The organism is Kitasatospora sp. HPM-01-4 (genome assembly GCF_051374625.1).
GTDB lineage: Bacteria > Actinomycetota > Actinomycetes > Streptomycetales > Streptomycetaceae > Kitasatospora.
Genome location: NZ_JBPQGP010000005.1, coordinates 5,732,203 through 5,753,636 on the forward strand (window position 1 = coordinate 5,732,203; position 21,434 = coordinate 5,753,636).

The 21,434-nt window shown below is 67.7% G+C and carries 10 protein-coding genes and 3 rRNA genes; all 13 read left to right on the top strand.

Features of this window, described 5'->3' with window-relative positions:
• Positions 1–36: 36 nt before the first annotated feature.
• The 13 genes from ACSMTC_RS24955 to ACSMTC_RS25015 all read left to right on the top strand — a co-directional run bounded on the left by ACSMTC_RS24955 (position 37) and on the right by ACSMTC_RS25015 (position 21,418).
• Positions 37–1,431: an NAD(P)/FAD-dependent oxidoreductase gene (locus ACSMTC_RS24955; protein ID WP_436561946.1), complete on the top strand. Its 1,395-nt coding sequence runs from the start codon at positions 37–39 to the stop codon at positions 1,429–1,431.
• A 525-nt stretch (positions 1,432–1,956) separates the two neighbouring features.
• Positions 1,957–3,480 (top strand): CoA-acylating methylmalonate-semialdehyde dehydrogenase, encoded by a 1,524-nt coding sequence (locus ACSMTC_RS24960; protein ID WP_436561947.1) that lies wholly within the window; start codon positions 1,957–1,959, stop codon positions 3,478–3,480.
• Between the two features lie 816 nt (positions 3,481–4,296).
• Positions 4,297–5,820, top strand: a 16S ribosomal RNA gene (locus tag ACSMTC_RS24965).
• A 284-nt stretch (positions 5,821–6,104) separates the two neighbouring features.
• Positions 6,105–9,215 (top strand): 23S ribosomal RNA (locus tag ACSMTC_RS24970).
• An 81-nt stretch (positions 9,216–9,296) separates the two neighbouring features.
• A 5S ribosomal RNA gene (gene rrf, locus ACSMTC_RS24975) occupies positions 9,297–9,413 on the top strand.
• Together the 16S, 23S and 5S rRNA genes form the textbook arrangement of a ribosomal RNA operon.
• Positions 9,414–9,594: 181 nt before the next feature.
• Complete coding sequence (locus ACSMTC_RS24980; protein ID WP_436561948.1) at positions 9,595–11,034, top strand: sensor histidine kinase; 1,440 nt, start codon at positions 9,595–9,597, stop codon at positions 11,032–11,034.
• Positions 10,986–11,639 (top strand): response regulator transcription factor, encoded by a 654-nt coding sequence (locus tag ACSMTC_RS24985; RefSeq protein ID WP_436561949.1) that lies wholly within the window; start codon positions 10,986–10,988, stop codon positions 11,637–11,639. Before ACSMTC_RS24980 ends, ACSMTC_RS24985 begins: the two co-directional genes overlap by 49 nt.
• 192 nt (positions 11,640–11,831) lie before the next feature.
• On the top strand, positions 11,832–13,592 hold the full coding sequence (locus ACSMTC_RS24990) for a DUF2637 domain-containing protein (protein WP_436561950.1): 1,761 nt from the start codon (positions 11,832–11,834) through the stop codon (positions 13,590–13,592).
• A 227-nt stretch (positions 13,593–13,819) separates the two neighbouring features.
• Positions 13,820–15,106 (top strand): DUF6986 family protein, encoded by a 1,287-nt coding sequence (locus ACSMTC_RS24995; RefSeq protein ID WP_436561951.1) that lies wholly within the window; start codon positions 13,820–13,822, stop codon positions 15,104–15,106.
• 175 nt (positions 15,107–15,281) lie between these two features.
• Entirely contained in the window at positions 15,282–15,935 is a 654-nt protein-coding gene (locus ACSMTC_RS25000; protein WP_436561952.1) for a YigZ family protein, read from the top strand.
• Between the two features lie 280 nt (positions 15,936–16,215).
• Complete coding sequence (locus tag ACSMTC_RS25005; protein ID WP_436561953.1) at positions 16,216–18,261, top strand: hypothetical protein; 2,046 nt, start codon at positions 16,216–16,218, stop codon at positions 18,259–18,261.
• A 347-nt stretch (positions 18,262–18,608) separates the two neighbouring features.
• On the top strand, positions 18,609–20,219 hold the full coding sequence (locus tag ACSMTC_RS25010) for a restriction endonuclease (protein WP_436561954.1): 1,611 nt from the start codon (positions 18,609–18,611) through the stop codon (positions 20,217–20,219).
• Between the two features lie 443 nt (positions 20,220–20,662).
• A complete protein-coding gene (locus tag ACSMTC_RS25015) occupies positions 20,663–21,418 on the top strand; it encodes a ZIP family metal transporter (RefSeq protein WP_436561955.1) in 756 nt (251 codons plus the stop codon).
• Positions 21,419–21,434 lie beyond the last annotated feature (16 nt).

The window sequence follows — 21,434 nt, forward strand, 5'->3', positions numbered from 1 at the left end:
GATCACTACAAATCATTAGAAAGTAGCTGATACAGCATGGACTCTGCCCGTGCGCTCAGTGATGCTCAGCCCACCCCCTTCTGGCTGGAGGACCCCGGTCGGCCGCAGGCCCTGCCCGCGCTGGTCGGTGACACCAAGTGCGACCTGCTCGTCGTCGGTGGCGGCTACTCCGGCCTGTGGACCGCGCTCATCGCCAAGGAGCGCGACCCCTCGCTGGACGTCGTCCTGGTCGAGGGCCACGAAGTGGGGTGGGCGGCCTCCGGGCGCAACGGCGGATTCTGTGCCGCCAGCCTGACCCATGGTTTCGGCAACGGCCTGGCGCGCTGGCCCGGCGAACTCGCCGAGCTGGAGCGCCAGGGCACGGCCAACCTCCAGGCCATCGAGGACACCCTCAAGCGCTACGGCATCGACGCCGAGTGGGAGCGCACCGGCGAGATCGACATCGCCACCCAGCCGCACCAGCTGGAGGAACTGCACGAGGTCGTCGAGGCCGTCGGCCAGTACGGCATAGAGCTGACCTTCCTCGACACCGACGCACTGCGCGCCGAGGTCGACTCGCCCACCTTCCTCGGCGGCCTCTGGGACAGGAACGGCGTGGCCATGCTCCACCCCGCCAAGCTCGCCTGGGGCCTCAAGGAGGCCTGCCTCACCCAGGGCGTCCGCGTCTTCGAACGCACCAGGGCCCTGGACCTCTCGGAGTACGGCAGCGGCATGGCCGTCCGTACCTCCTACGGCCGGGTCTTCGCCCGCCGGGTCGCGCTCGGCACCAACGTCTTCCCGAACCTGGTGAAGCGGGTGCGGCCGTACATCGTCCCGGTGTACGACTACGCGCTGATGACCGAGCCGCTCACCGGGGAACAGCTCGCCGCCGTCGGCTGGGCCAACCGGCAGGGCCTCAGCGACAGCGCCAACAAGTTCCACTACTTCCGGCTCTCCGCGGACAACCGGATCCTCTGGGGCGGCTACGACACCATTTACCACTACGGTGGCCAGGTCCGAGCCGAGTACGACCAGCGGCCGGAGACCTTCCGCACCCTGTCGCGGCAGTTCTTCCAGACCTTCCCGCAGCTGGACGGCATCCGCTTCACCCACGCCTGGGGCGGTGCGATCGACACCTGCAGCCGCTTCTCCGCCTTCTTCGACACCGCCTACAAGGGGCGCGTCGCCTACGCGGCGGGCTTCACCGGGCTCGGCGTGGGCGCGACCCGGTTCGGCGCGGAGGTCATGCTCGATCTGCTGGCGGGCGAGCTGACCGAGCGGACCGCACTGGAGATGGTCCGCAGCAAGCCGCTGCCGTTCCCGCCCGAGCCGGTCCGCTGGGCCGGGATCGAGATGACCAAGTGGTCACTGGACCGATCCGACCACAACGGCGGGCAGCGCAACGTCTGGCTGCGTGCGCTCGACCGGCTCGGCCTCGGCTTCGACAGCTGACGCCAAGGTGCCGGCCCGGATCCGCTGCTCCGGTGCCGGTCAGGAGCTGATGCTCCGCTGTAGGTATGGGGGCGCGTTCCACTCTGGGACGCGCCCCCAATCCGTTCGCCCAATCCGTCTGTGCTCCGACCGCGAACGGGTGAGAACCGCAGCCGGCTCTCCTCTTCTTCCCGGTGACCGTCCGATTCCCCGCAGCCGTCGAAAACCTGCCGTCTGGGAGAAGACGCCGTACCGAAGGAGGCGCTGTGGAGAGCGGAAGAAGGCCGAACCGGCCGCCCTGGAACCGGCCCGGGCCAAGGCCGAGCTACCCGACAGGGCGGTCGGTGCCGTCAGCAGGCAGGCCCTCCGACGACCTGTAAGGCTGAATCCCGGATCCCCGTCATGCTGTTCGTTGAGCCCGGAGCCCCCGGTCCGCAGACTGGAATCGGGCGCGGCAGCGCCGAAATCCGGTCGCCCGGCCGAGGCCGGGAGGCGCCGCACAAGGGCCGGCGGCAGGCGAGCCGTACGGGACTTCGGAGGATTACCTTGAGCAAGCACATCACCCACTGGATCGACGGCGCACCCGTCACCACCGCCGCCGCCGCGCCGCGCCGGGGTGACATCTTCGACCCGGCCACCGGCCAGGTGACCGGCCAGGTGGACTTCGCCGAGATCGCCGAGGTCGACCAGGCGGTGGCGGCCGCCGCCTCGGCCTTCGCCGAGTGGCGCAACGCCTCGGTCGCCAAGCGCACCCAGGTGCTCTTCGCCTTCCGCGAGCTGTTCAACGCCCGCAAGGACGAGCTCGCCTCGATCATCGTCTCCGAGCACGGCAAGGTGCACTCGGACGCACTCGGCGAGCTGGCCCGCGGCCAGGAGGTCGTCGAGTTCGCCTGCGGCATTCCGCAGTTGGCCAAGGGCGGCTTCACCGAGCAGGCGTCCACCGGTATCGACGTCTACTCGATCCGCCAGCCGCTCGGCCCGGTCGCGATCATCTCGCCGTTCAACTTCCCGGCCATGGTGCCGATGTGGTTCTTCCCGATCGCCATCGCGAGCGGCAACACGGTCGTGCTGAAGCCCTCGGAGAAGGACCCGTCCGCCGCCAACTTCCTTGCCCAGCTGTGGAAGGAGGCCGGACTGCCCGACGGTGTCTTCAACGTCGTCCACGGCGACAAGGTGGCCGTCGACCGGCTGCTGGAGCACCCCGACATCAAGGCCGTCAGCTTCGTCGGCTCCACCCCGATCGCCCGCTACGTCTACGAGACCGGCACCCGCTACGGCAAGCGCGTGCAGGCCCTCGGCGGTGCCAAGAACCACATGCTGGTCCTCCCGGACGCCGACCTCGACCTCAGCGCCGACGCCGCAGTCAACGCGGGCTTCGGTGCGGCCGGCGAGCGCTGCATGGCCGTCTCGGTCCTGGTCGCGGTCGACCCGATCGGCGACGCGCTGGTCGAGAAGATCAAGCAGCGGATGGCGACCCTCAAGGTCGGGCCCGGCTGCAACGGCGACTCGGAGATGGGCCCGCTGGTCACCGGCCAGCACCGCGACAAGGTCACCTCCTACGTCGAGTCCGGCATCGCCGACGGCGCCGAGCTGGCCGTCGACGGCCGGAAGCACGTGATCGCCGCCGAGGACGCCACCGGCACCCCGACCGCCGACGGCTTCTGGCTCGGCCCCACCCTGTTCGACCACGTCAAGCCCGGCATGTCCGTCTACAACGACGAGATCTTCGGCCCGGTGCTGTCGGTCGTCCGGGTCTCCTCCTACGAGGAGGGCCTGGCGCTGATCAATGCCAACCCGTACGGCAACGGCACCGCGATCTTCACCAACGACGGCGGCGCTGCCCGGCGCTTCCAGCACGAGGTGGAGGTCGGCATGGTCGGCATCAACGTCCCGATCCCGGTACCGGTCGCCTACTACTCCTTCGGCGGCTGGAAGGCGTCCCTGTTCGGCGACGCCCATGCCTACGGCCCCGACGGCGTCCAGTTCTTCACCCGCGGCAAGGCCGTGACCCAGCGCTGGCTGGACCCCTCGCACGGGGGGATCAACCTGGGCTTCCCGACCAACACGTGAGCCGCGGGCCCTTGTCGGGATGACCTCCGGGCGAACGGCGGTCCGGCGGTTGGGGCTGTACAGGCCGTAAGCCACCGGGTGGTGCGGTCGCCTGGTCGCCCGGTAGTGAGGGCCGCTTGACCGTGAGAGCTGCCTGGTACGACTTCGCACTCGGTGGATGTGCGGGGCGGACCAGGCAGCTCTCACGGTTTGCATCGGGTCGCGAAGAAGGGTAGTGTTCTCTAGTCGCTCGACAGGGAGCACCGGACACGCATCGGCGCGGACGGTCCCGGGGCGGCCAATCCTCTGAAACACCACTTCTTCTGTTCGAGCCGAGTCGTGCATTGTTGCGGCTTGGTGCGAATTGTCGTGTTGTTTTTCTGGATTGTGGCTGGATTCGCTTTTCGGAGCGGGGGTCGGCTAAAGTTTTGAACGTCGGACGGGCCGTCAGGTCGGGTCCGGCGGAAAGCCTCCTGAAGGCCGGGAAGCGCAAAAGGCTCTGATAGAGTCTGGAACGCCGAAAGGCCGAAGGAAAGCGGATCGGGTGAGTGAAACTCCGGAAAACGGAGCGGAAAACATCTGATAAGCTGGAAACACGAAAGAACGAAGCGCCCGGAGGGCCCGCTGGAAGGCGGCTCGAAGGAAGCGTCCGTTCCTTGAGAACTCAACAGCGTGCCAAAAGTCAACGCCAGATATGTTGACATCCCCGGCGAGACCATCCGGTCTTGTTGGAGATTCCTTTTGTAATACACAGCGAGGACGCAGTGCGCGGGATCACCTCATTCCGGTGGTTGCCGTGCCGCTCAACGCGAGTGTTGACCCGATCACGGGTAATCATTCACGGAGAGTTTGATCCTGGCTCAGGACGAACGCTGGCGGCGTGCTTAACACATGCAAGTCGAACGGTGAAGCCCTTCGGGGTGGATCAGTGGCGAACGGGTGAGTAACACGTGGGAAATCTGCCCTGCACTCTGGGACAAGCCTTGGAAACGAGGTCTAATACCGGATATGACCTTCCTCTGCATGGGGGTTGGTGGAAAGCTCCGGCGGTGCAGGATGATCCCGCGGCCTATCAGCTTGTTGGTGGGGTAATGGCCTACCAAGGCGACGACGGGTAGCCGGCCTGAGAGGGCGACCGGCCACACTGGGACTGAGACACGGCCCAGACTCCTACGGGAGGCAGCAGTGGGGAATATTGCACAATGGGCGAAAGCCTGATGCAGCGACGCCGCGTGAGGGATGACGGCCTTCGGGTTGTAAACCTCTTTCAGCAGGGAAGAAGCGAAAGTGACGGTACCTGCAGAAGAAGCACCGGCTAACTACGTGCCAGCAGCCGCGGTAATACGTAGGGTGCGAGCGTTGTCCGGAATTATTGGGCGTAAAGAGCTCGTAGGCGGCCTGTCGCGTCGGATGTGAAAGCCCGGGGCTTAACCCCGGGTCTGCATTCGATACGGGCAGGCTAGAGTGTGGTAGGGGAGATCGGAATTCCTGGTGTAGCGGTGAAATGCGCAGATATCAGGAGGAACACCGGTGGCGAAGGCGGATCTCTGGGCCATTACTGACGCTGAGGAGCGAAAGCGTGGGGAGCGAACAGGATTAGATACCCTGGTAGTCCACGCCGTAAACGTTGGGAACTAGGTGTTGGCGACATTCCACGTCGTCGGTGCCGCAGCTAACGCATTAAGTTCCCCGCCTGGGGAGTACGGCCGCAAGGCTAAAACTCAAAGGAATTGACGGGGGCCCGCACAAGCAGCGGAGCATGTGGCTTAATTCGACGCAACGCGAAGAACCTTACCAAGGCTTGACATACACCGGAAACTGGCAGAGATGTCAGCCCCCTTGTGGTCGGTGTACAGGTGGTGCATGGTTGTCGTCAGCTCGTGTCGTGAGATGTTGGGTTAAGTCCCGCAACGAGCGCAACCCTTGTTCTGTGTTGCCAGCATGCCTTTCGGGGTGATGGGGACTCACAGGAGACTGCCGGGGTCAACTCGGAGGAAGGTGGGGATGACGTCAAATCATCATGCCCCTTATGTCTTGGGCTGCACACGTGCTACAATGGTCGGTACAAAGGGCTGCGATGCCGTGAGGCGGAGCGAATCCCAAAAAGCCGGCCTCAGTTCGGATTGGGGTCTGCAACTCGACCCCATGAAGTTGGAGTTGCTAGTAATCGCAGATCAGCATGCTGCGGTGAATACGTTCCCGGGCCTTGTACACACCGCCCGTCACGTCACGAAAGTCGGTAACACCCGAAGCCGGTGGCCTAACCCGTAAGGGGAGGAGCCGTCGAAGGTGGGACCAGCGATTGGGACGAAGTCGTAACAAGGTAGCCGTACCGGAAGGTGCGGCTGGATCACCTCCTTTCTAAGGAGCACATAGCCAGATCTGAGCGAATGCCTCAGATTGGTTGCTCATGGGTGGAACGTTGACTATTCGGCACGGTTCGGAAGCTTCCGCTAGTACTGCCCTTTGGGGCGTGGAACGTGGTGTGTGACTGGATTGTGTCGGGCACGTTGTTGGGTCCTGAGGGAACGGCCGTATGGCTGTTACCTCGAGGATGCCGGTCCTACTGACAGCATGGCTTGTCCGTGTCGTAGGTGGGTGACTGGTCGTTGTTTGAGAACTGCACAGTGGACGCGAGCATCTGTGGCCAAGTTTTTAAGGGCGCACGGTGGATGCCTTGGCACCAGGAACCGATGAAGGACGTGGGAGGCCGCGATAGTCCCCGGGGAGTCGTCAACCAGGCTTTGATCCGGGGGTTTCCGAATGGGGAAACCCGGCAGTCGTCATGGGCTGTCACCCGCTGCTGAACACATAGGCAGTGTGGAGGGAACGCGGGGAAGTGAAACATCTCAGTACCCGCAGGAAGAGAAAACAACCGTGATTCCGGGAGTAGTGGCGAGCGAAACCGGATGAGGCTAAACCTTGAGCGTGTGAGACCCGGCAGGGGTTGCGCTTGGGGGGTCGTGGGAATGAGCTTCAGTCGTCTGCCGGCGGCTGGGCGAGTCAGAAACCGTATGGGTAGTCGAAGGACATGCGAAAGGTCCGGCGTAGAGGGTAAGACCCCCGTAGACGAAATCTGTACGGCTCGCTTGTTCATCTCCCAAGTAGCACGGGGCCCGAGAAATCCCGTGTGAATCTGGCGGGACCACCCGCTAAGCCTAAATATTCCCTGGTGACCGATAGCGGATAGTACCGTGAGGGAATGGTGAAAAGTACCGCGGGAGCGGAGTGAAATAGTACCTGAAACCGTGTGCCTACAAGCCGTGGGAGCGTCGTCACTTCGGTGGCCGTGACTGCGTGCCTTTTGAAGAATGAGCCTGCGAGTTTGCGGTGTGTAGCGAGGTTAACCCGTGTGGGGTAGCCGTAGCGAAAGCGAGTCCGAATAGGGCGACCCAGTTGCATGCCCAAGACCCGAAGCGGAGTGATCTAGCCATGGGCAGGTTGAAGCGTGGGTAAGACCACGTGGAGGACCGAACCCACCAGGGTTGAAAACCTGGGGGATGACCTGTGGTTAGGGGTGAAAGGCCAATCAAACTCCGTGATAGCTGGTTCTCCCCGAAATGCATTTAGGTGCAGCGTCGCGTGTTTCTTGCCGGAGGTAGAGCACTGGATAGGCGATGGGCCTTACCGGGTTACTGACCTTAGCCAAACTCCGAATGCCGGTAAGTGAGAGCGCGGCAGTGAGACTGTGGGGGATAAGCTCCATGGTCGAGAGGGAAACAGCCCAGAACACCGACTAAGGTCCCTAAGCGTGTGCTAAGTGGGAAAGGATGTGGAGTCGCAGAGACAACCAGGAGGTTGGCTTAGAAGCAGCCACCCTTGAAAGAGTGCGTAATAGCTCACTGGTCAAGTGATTCCGCGCCGACAATGTAGCGGGGCTCAAGCACATCACCGAAGTCGTGTCATTGCAGCAATACTCCTAACGGGGGCTGTGATGGGTAGGGGAGCGTCGTGTGCCGGGTGAAGCGGCCGAGGAATCGAGTCGTGGACGGTATACGAGTGAGAATGCAGGCATGAGTAGCGATACAAGAGTGGGAAACTCTTGCGCCGATTGACCAAGGGTTCCTGGGTCAAGCTGATCTGCCCAGGGTAAGTCGGGACCTAAGGCGAGGCCGACAGGCGTAGTCGATGGACAACGGGTTGATATTCCCGTACCCGCTTTGAAGCGCCAACGCTGAACCCTCTGATGCTAAGCCCGTGAAGCCGTCCCGGAGTCTTCGGACAAAGGGGAGTGGTGGAGCCGGTGACCCGAGGTGGTAGTAGGTGAGCGATGGGGTGACGCAGGAAGGTAGTCCAGCCCGGGCGGTGGTTGTCCCGGGGTAAGGGTGTAGGACGTAGGGTAGGCAAATCCGCCCTGCAATAGTCTGAGACCTGATGCCGAGCCGATTGTGGTGAAGTGGATGATCCTATGCTGTCGAGAAAAGCCTCTAGCGAGTTTCATGGCGGCCCGTACCCCAAACCGACTCAGGTGGTCAGGTAGAGAATACCGAGGCGTTCGGGTGAACTATGGTTAAGGAACTCGGCAAAATGCCCCCGTAACTTCGGGAGAAGGGGGGCCATTCCTGGTGATGAGTCTTGCACTCTGAGCTGGGGGTGGCCGCAGAGACCAGCGAGAAGCGACTGTTTACTAAAAACACAGGTCCGTGCGAAGCCGTAAGGCGATGTATACGGACTGACGCCTGCCCGGTGCTGGAACGTTAAGGGGACCGGTTAGTCATGATTCGTCATGGCGAAGCTGAGAACTTAAGCGCCAGTAAACGGCGGTGGTAACTATAACCATCCTAAGGTAGCGAAATTCCTTGTCGGGTAAGTTCCGACCTGCACGAATGGCGTAACGACTTCTCGACTGTCTCAACCATAGGCCCGGTGAAATTGCATTACGAGTAAAGATGCTCGTTTCGCGCAGCAGGACGGAAAGACCCCGGGACCTTTACTATAGCTTGATATTGGTGTTCGGTTCGGCTTGTGTAGGATAGGTGGGAGACTTTGAAGCTGTGACGCCAGTCATGGTGGAGTCGCCGTTGAAATACCACTCTGGTCGTGCTGGATGTCTAACCTGGGTCCGTGATCCGGATCAGGGACAGTGTCTGGTGGGTAGTTTAACTGGGGCGGTTGCCTCCTAAAGGGTAACGGAGGCGCCCAAAGGTTCCCTCAGCCTGGTTGGCAATCAGGTGTTGAGTGTAAGTGCACAAGGGAGCTTGACTGTGAGACTGACGGGTCGAGCAGGTACGAAAGTAGGGACTAGTGATCCGGCGGTGGCTTGTGGAAGCGCCGTCGCTCAACGGATAAAAGGTACCCCGGGGATAACAGGCTGATCTTCCCCAAGAGTCCATATCGACGGGATGGTTTGGCACCTCGATGTCGGCTCGTCGCATCCTGGGGCTGGAGTAGGTCCCAAGGGTTGGGCTGTTCGCCCATTAAAGCGGTACGCGAGCTGGGTTTAGAACGTCGTGAGACAGTTCGGTCCCTATCCGCTGTGCGCGTAGGAGTGTTGAGAAGGGCTGTCCCTAGTACGAGAGGACCGGGACGGACGAACCTCTGGTGTGCCAGTTGTTCTGCCAAGGGCATGGCTGGTTGGCTACGTTCGGGAGGGATAACCGCTGAAAGCATCTAAGCGGGAAGCCTGCTTCGAGATGAGCACTCCCACCTCCTTGAGAGGGTAAGGCTCCCAGTAGACGACTGGGTTGATAGGCCGGATATGGAAGCCTCGTGAGGGGTGGAGTTGACCGGTACTAATAGGCCGAGGGCTTGTCCTCAGTTGCTCGCGTCCACTGTGTTGTTCTGAAACAACGACCCCGACCCTGTGTGGGTTGGTGCGGTTGATAGTTTCATAGTGTTTCGGTGGTCATAGCGTGAGGGAAACGCCCGGTTACATTCCGAACCCGGAAGCTAAGCCTTACAGCGCCGATGGTACTGCAGGGGGGACCCTGTGGGAGAGTAGGACGCCGCCGAACAATTATTCAGAGCCGTGGCTCCCAGTGATTTCACTGGGAGCCACGGCTTTTTCTATTTTCATACCGATGGCTGGGGGTGGTGCTAGGTCCACCTCAAAGTCGGGTCCAGGGACCAGTGCGCCCGCGGAACGGCCTGGCCAGACTGATACCCGAAGCGCAAGGAACGAGCGGAGGGGTCCGGATGGCGAGTCAGAGCCTGCCGGCGGTCGTCAGGTGGACGGGCGTGGGGCGAGAGCGGGCAGTAGAAGGGCTGCAAGCGCAGCTCCGGTGTCTGCAGCTGGTGTTTCAGGCCGGGTTGGCTCCGTTCGTGTTGCTGACATGGGCGGTGCTGGTGCTTGCCGGACTGTTTTCGGCGGGGCCGTCCGATGGTCAGGCGGATCCACTGTTCGCCTTTGTAGCCCTGCTCGCCTGGCCGGTGGGGTTGGTCTGGGGGAGCAGGCTGAACACCCGTTGGTCGCGGCACCGGGCGGAGCTGTGGTTCGGCATACGAATTCCGCAGCGCTATGCGGAGACCCCGAGCCCGACCCAGGACGAGCGAGGGCACTGGTGGACGGGGCATTCGTACCACCGGGACAGGAGGACGGCCGAGTTGGCGCTTTTCGTGCGCACGGTGGCAACGGATCCGCAGACCTGGCGCGATCTCAAGTGGCTTGCGGCGAACCTGGCAGCGGCCGTGGTCATGGCGCTGCCCTGCCTGGGACTTCTGGCGATCGGGGTGGTCACGGCGATTGTCCAGCTGCTGGCCGCGTACGGGGGTTTCAACCCGTCGACCGTCTTCTCGCCCTCTTCGATCCCGGCCGCTCTGGGGGACTTGGCCGTGGCCGTAGTGGGGTTGGCGATCGCGGCCGGCGGTCTGCTGGCAGCGCCGCACGCGGTTCGGCGGTACGGGCCGTGGATGCAGCGGGTGCTCGACTCGGAATCACCGAACGGCTGGGATAAGGCCCGGCTGACCCGGCGAGTGGAGCATCTCACCACCACACGGGCCGACGCGGTCGGCAGCCAGGCCGCGGAACTCCGTAGGATCGAGCGGGACCTGCACGACGGGGCACAGGCCCGGTTGGTGGCGATCGGGATGACACTGGGCACGATCGAGCACCTGATGGAGAACGACCCGGAAGGCGCACGGCAACTGCTGGCAGAGGCGCGCCAGTCCTCTGCCAAAGCCTTGCAGGAACTTCGCGACCTGGTGCGCGGTATACATCCGCCCGTACTGGCCGAGCGCGGGCTCGGCGATGCCGTGCAGGCACTCGCCCTCGACGGCGCACAGAGTACGGAAGTGACCGTGAGCCTGCCGGCCAGGCCGGAGGCGTCGGTTGAGGCGGCGGCGTACTTCTGCGTCAGTGAACTGCTGGCCAATGCCGCCAAGCACTCGGGGGCCCAGCAGGTCTGGGTGGACATCCTCTTCCGGGCCGGTCAGTTGCGGATCACCGTGACGGACGACGGGCACGGCGGGGCCAAGCCGGAGCGTGGAAGCGGACTGCGCGGTATCGAGAGGCGGTTGGGTACCTTCGACGGAGTCATGTCGCTCAGCAGTCCGCCGGGCGGTCCGACCACGATCACCATGGAGTTGCCGTGCGTGTTGTCCTCGCAGAGGACCTCTACCTCCTCCGGGAAGGCCTGACCCGCCTGTTGGAGGCGCATGGCTTCACCATCGCGGCGGCGGTCGAGACGGGTCCCGAGTTGCTGGAGGCCTTGCTTGAGCACCGACCCGACGTCGCGGTGGTGGACGTCCGGCTGCCTCCGACGCTCACTGATGAGGGGCTCCAGGCGGCGCTGGCCGCGCGTCGGGAGATACCCGGTCTGCCAGTGCTGGTTCTCTCGCAACACGTCCAACAGCTTTATGCACGCGAGCTGTTGGCGGACGGCTCCGGTGGGATCGGGTATCTGCTGAAGGACCGGGTCTTCAACGCGGGCCAGTTCATCGACGCCGTCCGCCGAGTGGCCGCCGGGGGCACTGCGATGGACCCGGACGTCATCGGCAAGTTGCTGCAGAGCCGATCCCGTTCGGAGCCGCTCCAGAGGTTGTCGCCGAGGGAGCGGGAGGTACTGGAACTGATGGCGGAGGGCTGCTCCAACTCCGCCATCTCGGCCCGACTGAGTGTCAGCGACGGAGCAGTGGCCAAACACATTGCCAATATCTTCACCAAGTTGGAACTGACCCCCGCAGATGACGCCAATCGCCGGGTCCTGGCGGTCCTGGCGCACCTCAACGGTGCTCCTTCGTAGGCGCTTCGGCCTGGCTTCGCGCGGAGGCCGGCCGTGGTTGGAACGCGCTTCCGAGTAGTATCCGGTTGGCCGAGACGGTCGGTCGTGCGGCGATCCGGTACCCGTGCAGTGATCCCGTACCCGATGATGAGTGTGGATCCGGCAGCGACAGTCGCGCACGGCAGCAGCCGAGTCCCAGGGGTTGATTAACGAATGGCACGTCCATCCCTTACCCGCGCCCACCGGGCCCTGCTCGGTGTGGTCGCGGCCGGCGCCTGCGTGATCTCGGGCATCGGGTTTGCGGGTTCGTACAACGCGGTTCGCGAGCTGGCGCTGGAAAAGGGCTTCGGCACGTTCGCGTATGCCTTCCCGATCGGTGTGGACGCAGGAATCGTCGTCCTGCTGGCGCTCGACCTGGTGCTGACCTGGCTCCGAATACCCTTTCCGCTCCTGCGTCAGACCGCCTGGCTCCTGACCGGTGCCACCATCGCCTTCAACGCTGCGGCCTCCTGGGGCGACGCGCTCGGGATGGCGATGCACGCAGTCATCCCGGTGCTGTTCGTCGTGGTGGTCGAGGCGTCCCGGCATGCGGTCGGCCGGATAGCGGCGATCACTGCGGACCGGCACATGGAGTCGGTCCGCCTGATGCGCTGGGTGCTCTCGCCGGTACCGACCTTCCGCCTCTGGCGTCGGATGAAGCTCTGGGAGCTGCGTTCGTACGACGAGACGGTCCGGCTGGAGCAGAACCGGTTGGTGTACCGGGCGCAGCTTCGGTTCCGCTATGGGCGAGGCTGGCGGCGCTCGGCGCCGTTCCAGGCGCTGCTGCCGCTGAAGCTGGCGAAGTACGGTGTCCCGCTCGACCCGAGCATCCTGGACCGGATCGACGGTCCACTTGACTCGGCCAAGGCGGCGGTTCAGGCCGGGGCTGTGGCCCAGCCCGTCCCAGCCGCGCCCACCGGGGCCGGACAGCTTGAGTCCGGACAGCCGGCCGCCGCGCAGGCTGCTTCCGCGCAGGCGGCAGCAGTTCAGGCGGCAGCTGTTCAGGCGGAGGCCGCCCGGGCAGCGGGCACGTCGGCAGCAGGCACGTCAGCAACAGGCGCGCCGGTAGCGGCAGCGCAGGTCGTGGCAGAGCAGGCGCCGACGGTGCCCGGTGCGCCGGTGTCGGCGGCGGTTGCGGTACCCACACTGGCGAAGCTCGCGGCCGTGCGGCTGCGTGACGCCAACGATCCGTCAGCGGAGGAAGCCGCGCCCGCTCCGGTCCAGTCGGAGCTGAACGTCTGGGCCGCGCGTGTCGTCCCGACGAATGCGCAGCCGGGCGGGACCGCCAACACGGCGAGGATGCCCGGGCAGGCGTCGCCCTGGTTCAAGCCGCCGCGTGACCCCCGGCCGGCGCCCCAGGAGACGGATCCGGTCGTTCAGGTGCCACTGGCGGCCGTGGCAGGTGTCGGAGCGGTGGCCACCGAGGCGGGTCAGCCGATGGCCGCGCAGGCTGCCGGTTCGCAGCCGACCGGTTCGCAGCCGGCCATGCCGCAGGGGCCGCGAGGGCCGAGGCCGGTCCGGCTGGAGCAGCTGGTGCCCGAGGCCGCGGCTGGCGCCGAGCCGTCCGTGCACCCGACGGCCCCGCAGGTGCCGATGGCTGACGGACAGTCGGTAGGTATCGGAGGCGGACCGGTTGCCGAGTCCGTGGCCGAGGCTCCGACCGAGGCAGGGGCCGTGATGGCGCCCGCGGTCGAGCAGGAGGAACAGGACCGCCGTCCCGCGGCCTCCCCGCTCGACCCCGATGTCTGCTTCGAGGCCCTGATCGGCTACATCGACCAGTACGGGCACCAGCCGCAGCCGAAGCGGTTCGCGCAGTACCTGTCCGCCGAGTACGGAGTGGTCGGCTCCCGCCCGGACGGCTCGGTGAACCTGACCGAGGTCGACCAGATCTGGGAGCAGCTCCAGGAGCGGTACATCGCTTCCGGACGGGACTGACCGACGGACCGGGCTGGACCGACCAGCAGCCCAGCCAACGACAGCCCCGCGAACGGCAGTCCAGCCAACGGCAGTCCACGACAGCCCAGCGAACGACAGACGGCGGCCGCGCACCAAGCGCGGCCGCCGTCCGTCGTTCGGGCCGCCGTTGACGCCTGGGTACCCCGCCACTACCTTCGCATCAAAGGTCAACAAAATGTTGAACACCTCTCGGTGGAGGAGCCCCGATGTCGCAGGCAGAGGTGGACGGTAACAAGCCCGCGGACGCGTCGTTCTCGACTGCCGCCCGCGCCGCTGTGGAGGCGCTGCTCGCGCCGGTCGACGCGGAGCTGGCTCGCCGCTACCCGGGGGACCCGGGTACTCGTCAGCCGGTGCACACGGTGTACGTCCCGGCCGACGCCTTCGACGCCGACACCGTGCGGAACTGGGGCCGCGAGGCACTGCTGGCCTTCGACACCCATGCCGCCACCCCTGCCGAACTGGCGGCCGCACTCGGTGTTCCGGCCGACGACCTGCTCGCCGACGTGCACGCCCGGGTCCGTGCCAAGCTGGTGCGCGAGCCGATCGAGGACCTGCGGATCGATTTCGAGGACGGCTACGGCCCGCGACCTGATGCCGAGGAGGACGCCGCCGCGGTCCGAGCCGCACGGCTGGTCGCCGCCGCCGTGGCGGACGGTACCGCACCGCCGTACATCGGGATCCGGATCAAGTGTCTGGAGGCGGCGGTCCGGGACCGTGCCATCCGCACCCTGGAACTCTTCCTCGCCGCGCTGCTGGCCGAGGGAGGCCTGCCGGAGGGCCTGGTGCTCACCCTCCCCAAGGTGACGTACGCCGAGCAGGTCACCGCGCTGGTACGGCTGCTGGACGACTTCGAGCGGGGTGCGGGCCTGCCGGCGAAGCGGATCGGCTTCGAGATCCAGATCGAGACCACCCAGGCCATCCTGGGTCCCGATGGCAGGGCCACCGTCGCCCGGATGATCGACGCGGCCGAGGGACGGGCCACCGGTCTGCACTACGGCACCTTCGACTACAGCGCCTCGTGTGGGGTCAGCGCCGCCTACCAGGGCCCGGACCATCCGGTGGCCGACCACGCGAAGGCCGTGATGCAGGTGGCCGCGGCCGGTACCGGGGTGCGTCTTTCGGACGGTTCCACCAATGTCATCCCGACCGGTCCGACCGAGCGGGTGCACGCGGCCTGGAAGCTGCACCACGGCCTGGTCCGCCGCTCGCTGGCGCGCGCCTACTACCAGGGCTGGGACATGCACCCGGCGCACCTGCCGACCCGCTACACCGCCGTGTACGCGTTCTACCGCGAGGGGCTGGCGGTCGCCTGCGCCCGGCTCGCGGCATACGTCACGAAGGCCGCCGGGAACGTGATGGACGAGCCGGCCACGGCCAGGGCGCTCAGCGGCTACGTTCGGCGCGGCCTGGACTGCGGAGCGGTGGACCTGGCGGAGGTCACCGCGCTGTCCGGCCTGGACCGCGAGCAGCTGGACGCGCTCGCGGGCCGCTGACTCCGGTGCGGTGCAGGGCACCGGGGCCGTCCCGCCTCCTGCGACCGTCCCCCTCCGGTGATCGCCCCGGACGGAGGCCTCCGGTGCCGACGCCGGCCGGTGGTTAAGCTGGCGGGGGCGGACCAGACCCCGCCAGCTTTCCTTCCGCCCCCCAGCCATGGAGATCCACCCCGCCATGTCGGAGCCGAGCCCGAGTCCCAAGCCGTACCTCACGATCCGGCGCTCAGGCACCCATGAGATCGAGATCAAGAAGTCCCGGTTCATCTGCCACCTCGCCCGGGTCGCCGACGAGGAGGAGGCGCAGGCGTTCATCGCCGGAATCCGCAAGCAGTGCTGGGACGCCCGGCACAACTGCACGGCCTTCGTGGTCGGCGGCGAACAGCCGCGTGAGCGCTCCAGCGACGACGGCGAGCCGGGCGGTACGGCCGGGGTGCCGATGCTGGAGGTACTGCGCAGGCGCGGGCTGACCGACACGGTCGCCGTGGTGACGCGGTACTTCGGCGGGATCAAACTGGGTGCGGGTGGCTTGGTACGGGCGTACGGGAGCGCGGTCTCCGAGGCGATCGACTCGATCGGCCTGCTTGAGCGCCGTCCGGTACTGCTGCTCGCGGTGGCGGTGGACCACACCAAGGCGGGTCGGCTGGAGAACGACCTGAGGGCGGCCGGCTATGTGGTGCGCGATCTGGGCTACGAGGCGGCCGGGGTGCGGATCGAGGTCGGGGTGCCCGAGCCGGAGGTGACGGCGTTCCACACCTGGCTCGCGGAGGCGACCGGGGGCGCGGCCCAGGCCGTGGAGGCCGGGCGGACCTTCGTCGAAGTCCCGGTCTGAGGCCCGGTCCGGAACCCTTCGTCCGAAATCCTGCCGCAGGCAGGATGTTTGAGCGTAGGTCACCTCGATGTGCCAGTGCCACCCGGCGCTATGGCGTTCGCACGACGGCCATATGACACTCGAACGAATTAACAATGCCAGGAGCTGGAACTTCCGCTACCGGGGATGGCGTTTCCTGAGCAAGGATCCGCCCCCCGGCGCTGGGCCCGGCGGAATCCGTAGACCGAATCATCGATGGAGGACTTCAGACCCCACCACCGCACCACGGGAGGTACCGCGCATGACTCCTGAGCACACCCCGTCCACGGGCCAGACATCCGATTCGCACGGGCAGTTCGGCCAGGCCGTGCCCTACCGGATGACAGTCACGACTCCCCGGCCGTACCGGGAGACGGTCGCCCTTGCAGACCAGCAGTTGGCGGCCTGGCTGAAGGAGGAGGGCTGCGAGGAGCCCCCGCCGAGGGCGGAGCCGCCCTGGGCAGCTGATCCGCCGCCGTCGTCCGCCGAACGTCTCCGCCTCGGTGAACGGATCCTGCTGGATCGCGACTTCGGCCCACTGTGGGCTCCCGTGCCAGCCCGGGCCGACCAAGCCCGTCTGGCGGATCCGCCGCTTCCGGCCGTCCTCCCGTCACAGGCCGGTTCGCCGGGCCGGGCGCCGGCGGAGCAGGCGGAGCCCGAGGAGAGCCGAGTCGTCGGCCACTACACCCGCAGCCGCCTCCGGATCCCCGCCCCGCACGGCACCCACCAGCTGACCCTCACCATAGCCACCACCGCTCCCTCCGCCGCCTCTCCGTCCACGACCTCTGAGCGCGCCACCCCTCCGTCCACGACCTCTGTGTCCAGCACCTCTGCATCCGCCCCTGCTTTCGACGCGGCCGCTTCCGAAGCCCCCGATGCCGCCCCCCTGACCTGGGTCCGCCTGGAGGCCGAGCACCTGGTCTCCGGCCCGGGGGTGAGGACGGCAGGCCGTGTCCCGGTTCCCGAGTTGGCCCGCAGGCTTCTCCCGCTGCTCGATGCGACGGACGGTTCGGCCGCCGTCGGCACGTCGGCCAGGCTGGTCACACCGGCCGACCTCGACGCCCTGATCGACGAGCTGTGCGACCCCGAGCGCCGTCTCCCCACCGTCGTCGCCAGCGTCCCTTCCGGTGTCCCGCTCGACGACTGGCTCCCCGGCACGGTCGAGCCGCTGATGCGTCAGCTGACCGGCCTGGCCGTGCTCTACACGCTGGACCACGCGGCCCTCCCGCTGTTCAACGTCGCGTTGGAGTACCACAAGGTGTACGGCGGTGCGGTCCGTACCTATCTGCCCGAGGTGGACCCGGCGTCCCGGACGGACGGCCATCGCCACCCGGTGCTGGCCCGGCAGCGGATCGAGGAGGACGTCCGCCGCGCCGCCGCCCTGCTCGCCCGTGAGCCCCGCCGGGTGGCCGCGGAGCTCCGCCCGGTGCCCCTGCTGCTCGCCGTTCCTCCCCTGCAGGTCCCCGCCGAGGCGCGGAAGGCCGCGCGTCCGGAGCCGTCCCTGCCGGCCCAGCAGACCTGCGACACCCGGCCGCTGCAACAACCGCAGCAGCCACACCGCTCCGATCCGTCCGGAACCCCCGAGGCGGTGGCCCACCACTGCGCCGAGGACCTGCAGTTGCAGTTGCTCGGCCGCAGCCTGAACATCCACCGGCGACGGGAGCACTGGGGCGAGGCCGAGGAGCAGTACGGCGCACTCCGGCGGACGCTGGTGCAGGTCCGGGCGGTGACGGCCGGCGGGAGGCTGTGCACGGCCACCACCCCCGACCTGCTCGACCGCCTCCGGGCCGCGGGCCGGGAGGCCGGCCGGTACCTGGACTCGGCACCCGCCACCTTCGGCGAACTCGTCGACCGTTTCGGCGAGTTCCCGCTGGTGGAGTTCACCGGAGACCAGAAGGAGACCCTCGCTCTGGACGGCCAGTCCGACGGGGCCGGGTGGGCCCGGCTCGCCTGGGACGGGCTGACGGCGCTTCAGGAGTACGCGGCGGCGGCCGTGCGCGGTGAAGCCCATGGCGACTTCAAGCAGTGGTGTGAGCACACGCCGCCCGGCTGCCACCACTTCCCGCCACGCAAGGCGGTGCGCGGCGAGTCGCGCACGGTGGAGAGCCACTCCAAGTGGAAGCGCGAGCGGATGCTTCCCGTACCGGAGTGCGTGGACATCTCCCGGCGCGCGTTCATGGGGGCGCACCTGCGGATCGGCGGTGGCCGGACGGCTCCCCGACTGCACTATCTGGACGACTGTTCGGGCAGCGGCCGGATCTACGTCGGCTACATCGGACTCCACCTCACCAACACCAGGACGAACTGAGCCCCGTAGCGGGGGCACCCGGGCCCCGGATCCGGTAGGTCCCGGTCGGTCCCGGGATGAACCGGCCGGTGGGAACCGGCCGGGAGGAGCCGGCCTGCGACCGGACGCCTGTCCGGTTCGGGAGGCCAGAGCCCCCACCAACTGAAGAGCTTGGCTGACCGGCGCGCCCGAACGGTGGACAATGCTGCCCAGGGGCCGCTGCCACGCGGCCCCGGCCGGCACCCGCCGACCGACAGCACCGCCGCCGGGCGGGCAGCGCCGACCGGCACGTCCGGGCGGCGGGCGAGCACGGCGGGGCCGGGGAGGCAGGCAGGCCCGAGCGCACGAGCATGGGGGAACGACCGTCGATGCAGTACTCACCCGAGGACCGGCCGGACGGTACTGCCACGGTCCTCCAACCCGGTTTCCTGGCCTCGGTCTTCCGTGATCTGGGGGCGGACGTGCTCGACGAGAGGGAGTCACCGGAGGAGCCGGCCGCCGCGCACGGACGCGCCGCCGCCCTGACCCACCATCGGACGCTCACCGTCCGGGCCGAGCACGAGCGCCTCGCCGACCTGCTGCGCCGGGCCGCGCTCCCGGTCTCCGCCATGGACTTCGAGAGCCAGCTGCGCAGTTACGAGCCCCGCCCTTACCAGGCCGGGGAGTTGGACCAGGCCGACGACACCGAGCCGCGCTGGGAGGACTACGCCCCGTCCGAGCCGCCCGCCGCCGACCCGGACGAAGCGCCCTCCCGCAGGCTGCTGGACTCCGGCTACCAGCGCGAGCTCGCCCAGGCCCGGCTGCGCCACCAGCGCGATCTGCGCGAGTGGCGCACCCGTCGGGCCGAGGCCGCCGACACCGGCGCGCTGGCCGCCAGGGCGGCGCACGAGCAGGCGGAGCAGGCCCGGGCGCGGGCCGTCCGCGAGTACAACGAGACACTGGAGGAGTGCCGTCGGGCCTACCGGCTGGCCGAACCGGCGGCGGTGGAGTCGCTGCTGGAGCGCGCCCTCGCCGCGGCCGAAGGCGCCACCCAGGACCTGCCCGCCCCATGCCGGGCGGTGTTCAGGCCGCTCACCCGTACCGCGGTGCTGGACCTCGACCTGCCTCCGCTGGACCGGGTGCCCTCGCTGTCCGGCTACCGGCTGACGCCCGCCGGCGAGATCGAGCCGGTGTCCCGCCCGTCGGCCGACCGGGCGGCGGACTACCTGCGGCTGGCCGCCCGCCTGGCGCTGCGCGCGCTCCAGGCGGCGGACGCCGTGGACACCGACGAGATACTGGCCGGGGTGGTACTCAACGGCTGGCTGCGCGAGACGCCCTCCGGCGAGCCGCTCTGCCTGTTGAGCGTGGACGCCGACCGCGACGCCCTGGCCCGCACCCGGCTGCTGCCACCGCACCCGGCCGCCGAGGGGCCGGGGGCGCCGGAGGAGTCCGCGGGGCACGGCTACGGCTCAGGCCCCGGCGACGGCGTCTACGCGGACGCCGAGCAGGACGAGGCGTTGGTGCGGCTGCGCGACCTGGCCGCCGCGGTCACGCCCGACCCGTACGCGCTCGCCGCCGTCGAGCCCAGTGGTATCGCGGGCTCCGCGGTGCCCTCGGCCGCCGAACTCTCGCCGAACGAATTCGCCTACGTGGTGCGGGAGTTGCTTACCTGGGGCGGACTCGCGGGCTGGAGCGTACGGCTGCGGGGGGCGGGCGGGCTGGTTGCCACCGGAGAGGGCGAGCCGGGCAGCGCACTGCCGGGCCGTTGGGTGGTGTGGGCCTCCAGAGGAGCGGAGCCGGTCACGGAGGAGGAGCTCAGGACCCTGGCGGAGGCGGTCCGGGAGGAGGGGGCCGACCGTGGCCTGCGGCTCACCAGCGGCCGCTTCTCCGAGGCCGCCCTCGACCTCGTGGGCAGCGCGCCGTACCAGCAGATCCATCTGGTGGACGGTGACGGCGTACGGGAGTTGGCGCAGACGCACCTCGGGCTGCCGCTCGCGTAGGGCGGGCAGCGTCAACCAGCCCGGGGCAGGACCCTGCCGCATGCGGCGGGTCGGCCGCGTCCGCCGACCGCGCTCGCACGCATCCTGACTCGCACGCGCATCCCGCCTCGCACACGCCCCTCCTGCCCGTCCCGCGCCCCGCAGCCGCCTTGGACCCCGCGTCCGCCTCGCGGCCCGTCCCCGATCGAGCCGAGCCCCCGCGCTCCTTGAGCGGCGCCTGGCGCCCTAGAGGGCGAGTACGGTGCGCAGTCACCCTGACGGGTTCTCCGGCGCGCCGGGGTGGGCGGACGGCGGCAGGCTTGGCGCAGGGTCCGGCGCGACCGGGCCCGGCCGGGCCGGCTTCGCCCGTGGGCAGCGGTCAGCGCAGCCGCCCGGCCATCACGAACGGCAGCCCTGCCGGTGCACCGCGGCGGACTGCTCTCGATCCCGGGGAAGTGAACGGGATGACCGCGGTACTCGTCGCTGCCGCCGCTTTTCTGACGACCCTGCTCGGCGGTCTGGTCGCCCAGCGGACCGGCGGCCGACGGCACGTGGTGCTCGGCTTCGCGGCCGGGCTGATGCTCGGGGTGGTGGCCTTCGATCTGCTGCCCGAGGCCGTGAACGCCGCACCCGGGGAACTCCACAAGGTGCCGCAGGCGCTGCTGATGTTCGCGGCCGGGTTCCTGGCGATCCACGTCGTGGAGCGCGCGGTGGCCATCCACCGGGGGCACGAGGGGGAGTACCCGGCCCACACCCACGGGCACGGCCGCGCGCACGGCGCCCGCCAGGGGGTCGGTCTCGCGGCCGCCTGCGCGCTGGTCGGGCACAGCGTGCTGGACGGTTTCGCGATCGGTGCGGCGTTCCAGGCCGGCAGCAGGGTCGGTACGGCGGTCGCTGTCGCGGTGGTGGCCCATGACTTCGCGGACGGCTTCAACACCTACACGGTCACCAGGATGTACGGAAACGACCGGGCGCGGGCGCTGGTACTGCTCGGGGCGGACGCGCTGGCGCCGGTGGCCGGGGCCGGGATCACCCTGCTGTTCACCATCCCGGACCACCTGCTCGGCCTCTACCTGGGCTTCTTCGCCGGGTTCCTGCTCTACCTGTGCGCCGCGGACATCCTCCCCGAGGCGCACAGCCCGTATCCCTCGCACACGACCCTGCTCTGCACGCTGCTGGGTGTGGGCTTCATGTGGCTGGTGGTGGGTTATGCGGACTGACTGGCCGGCCGTTGGC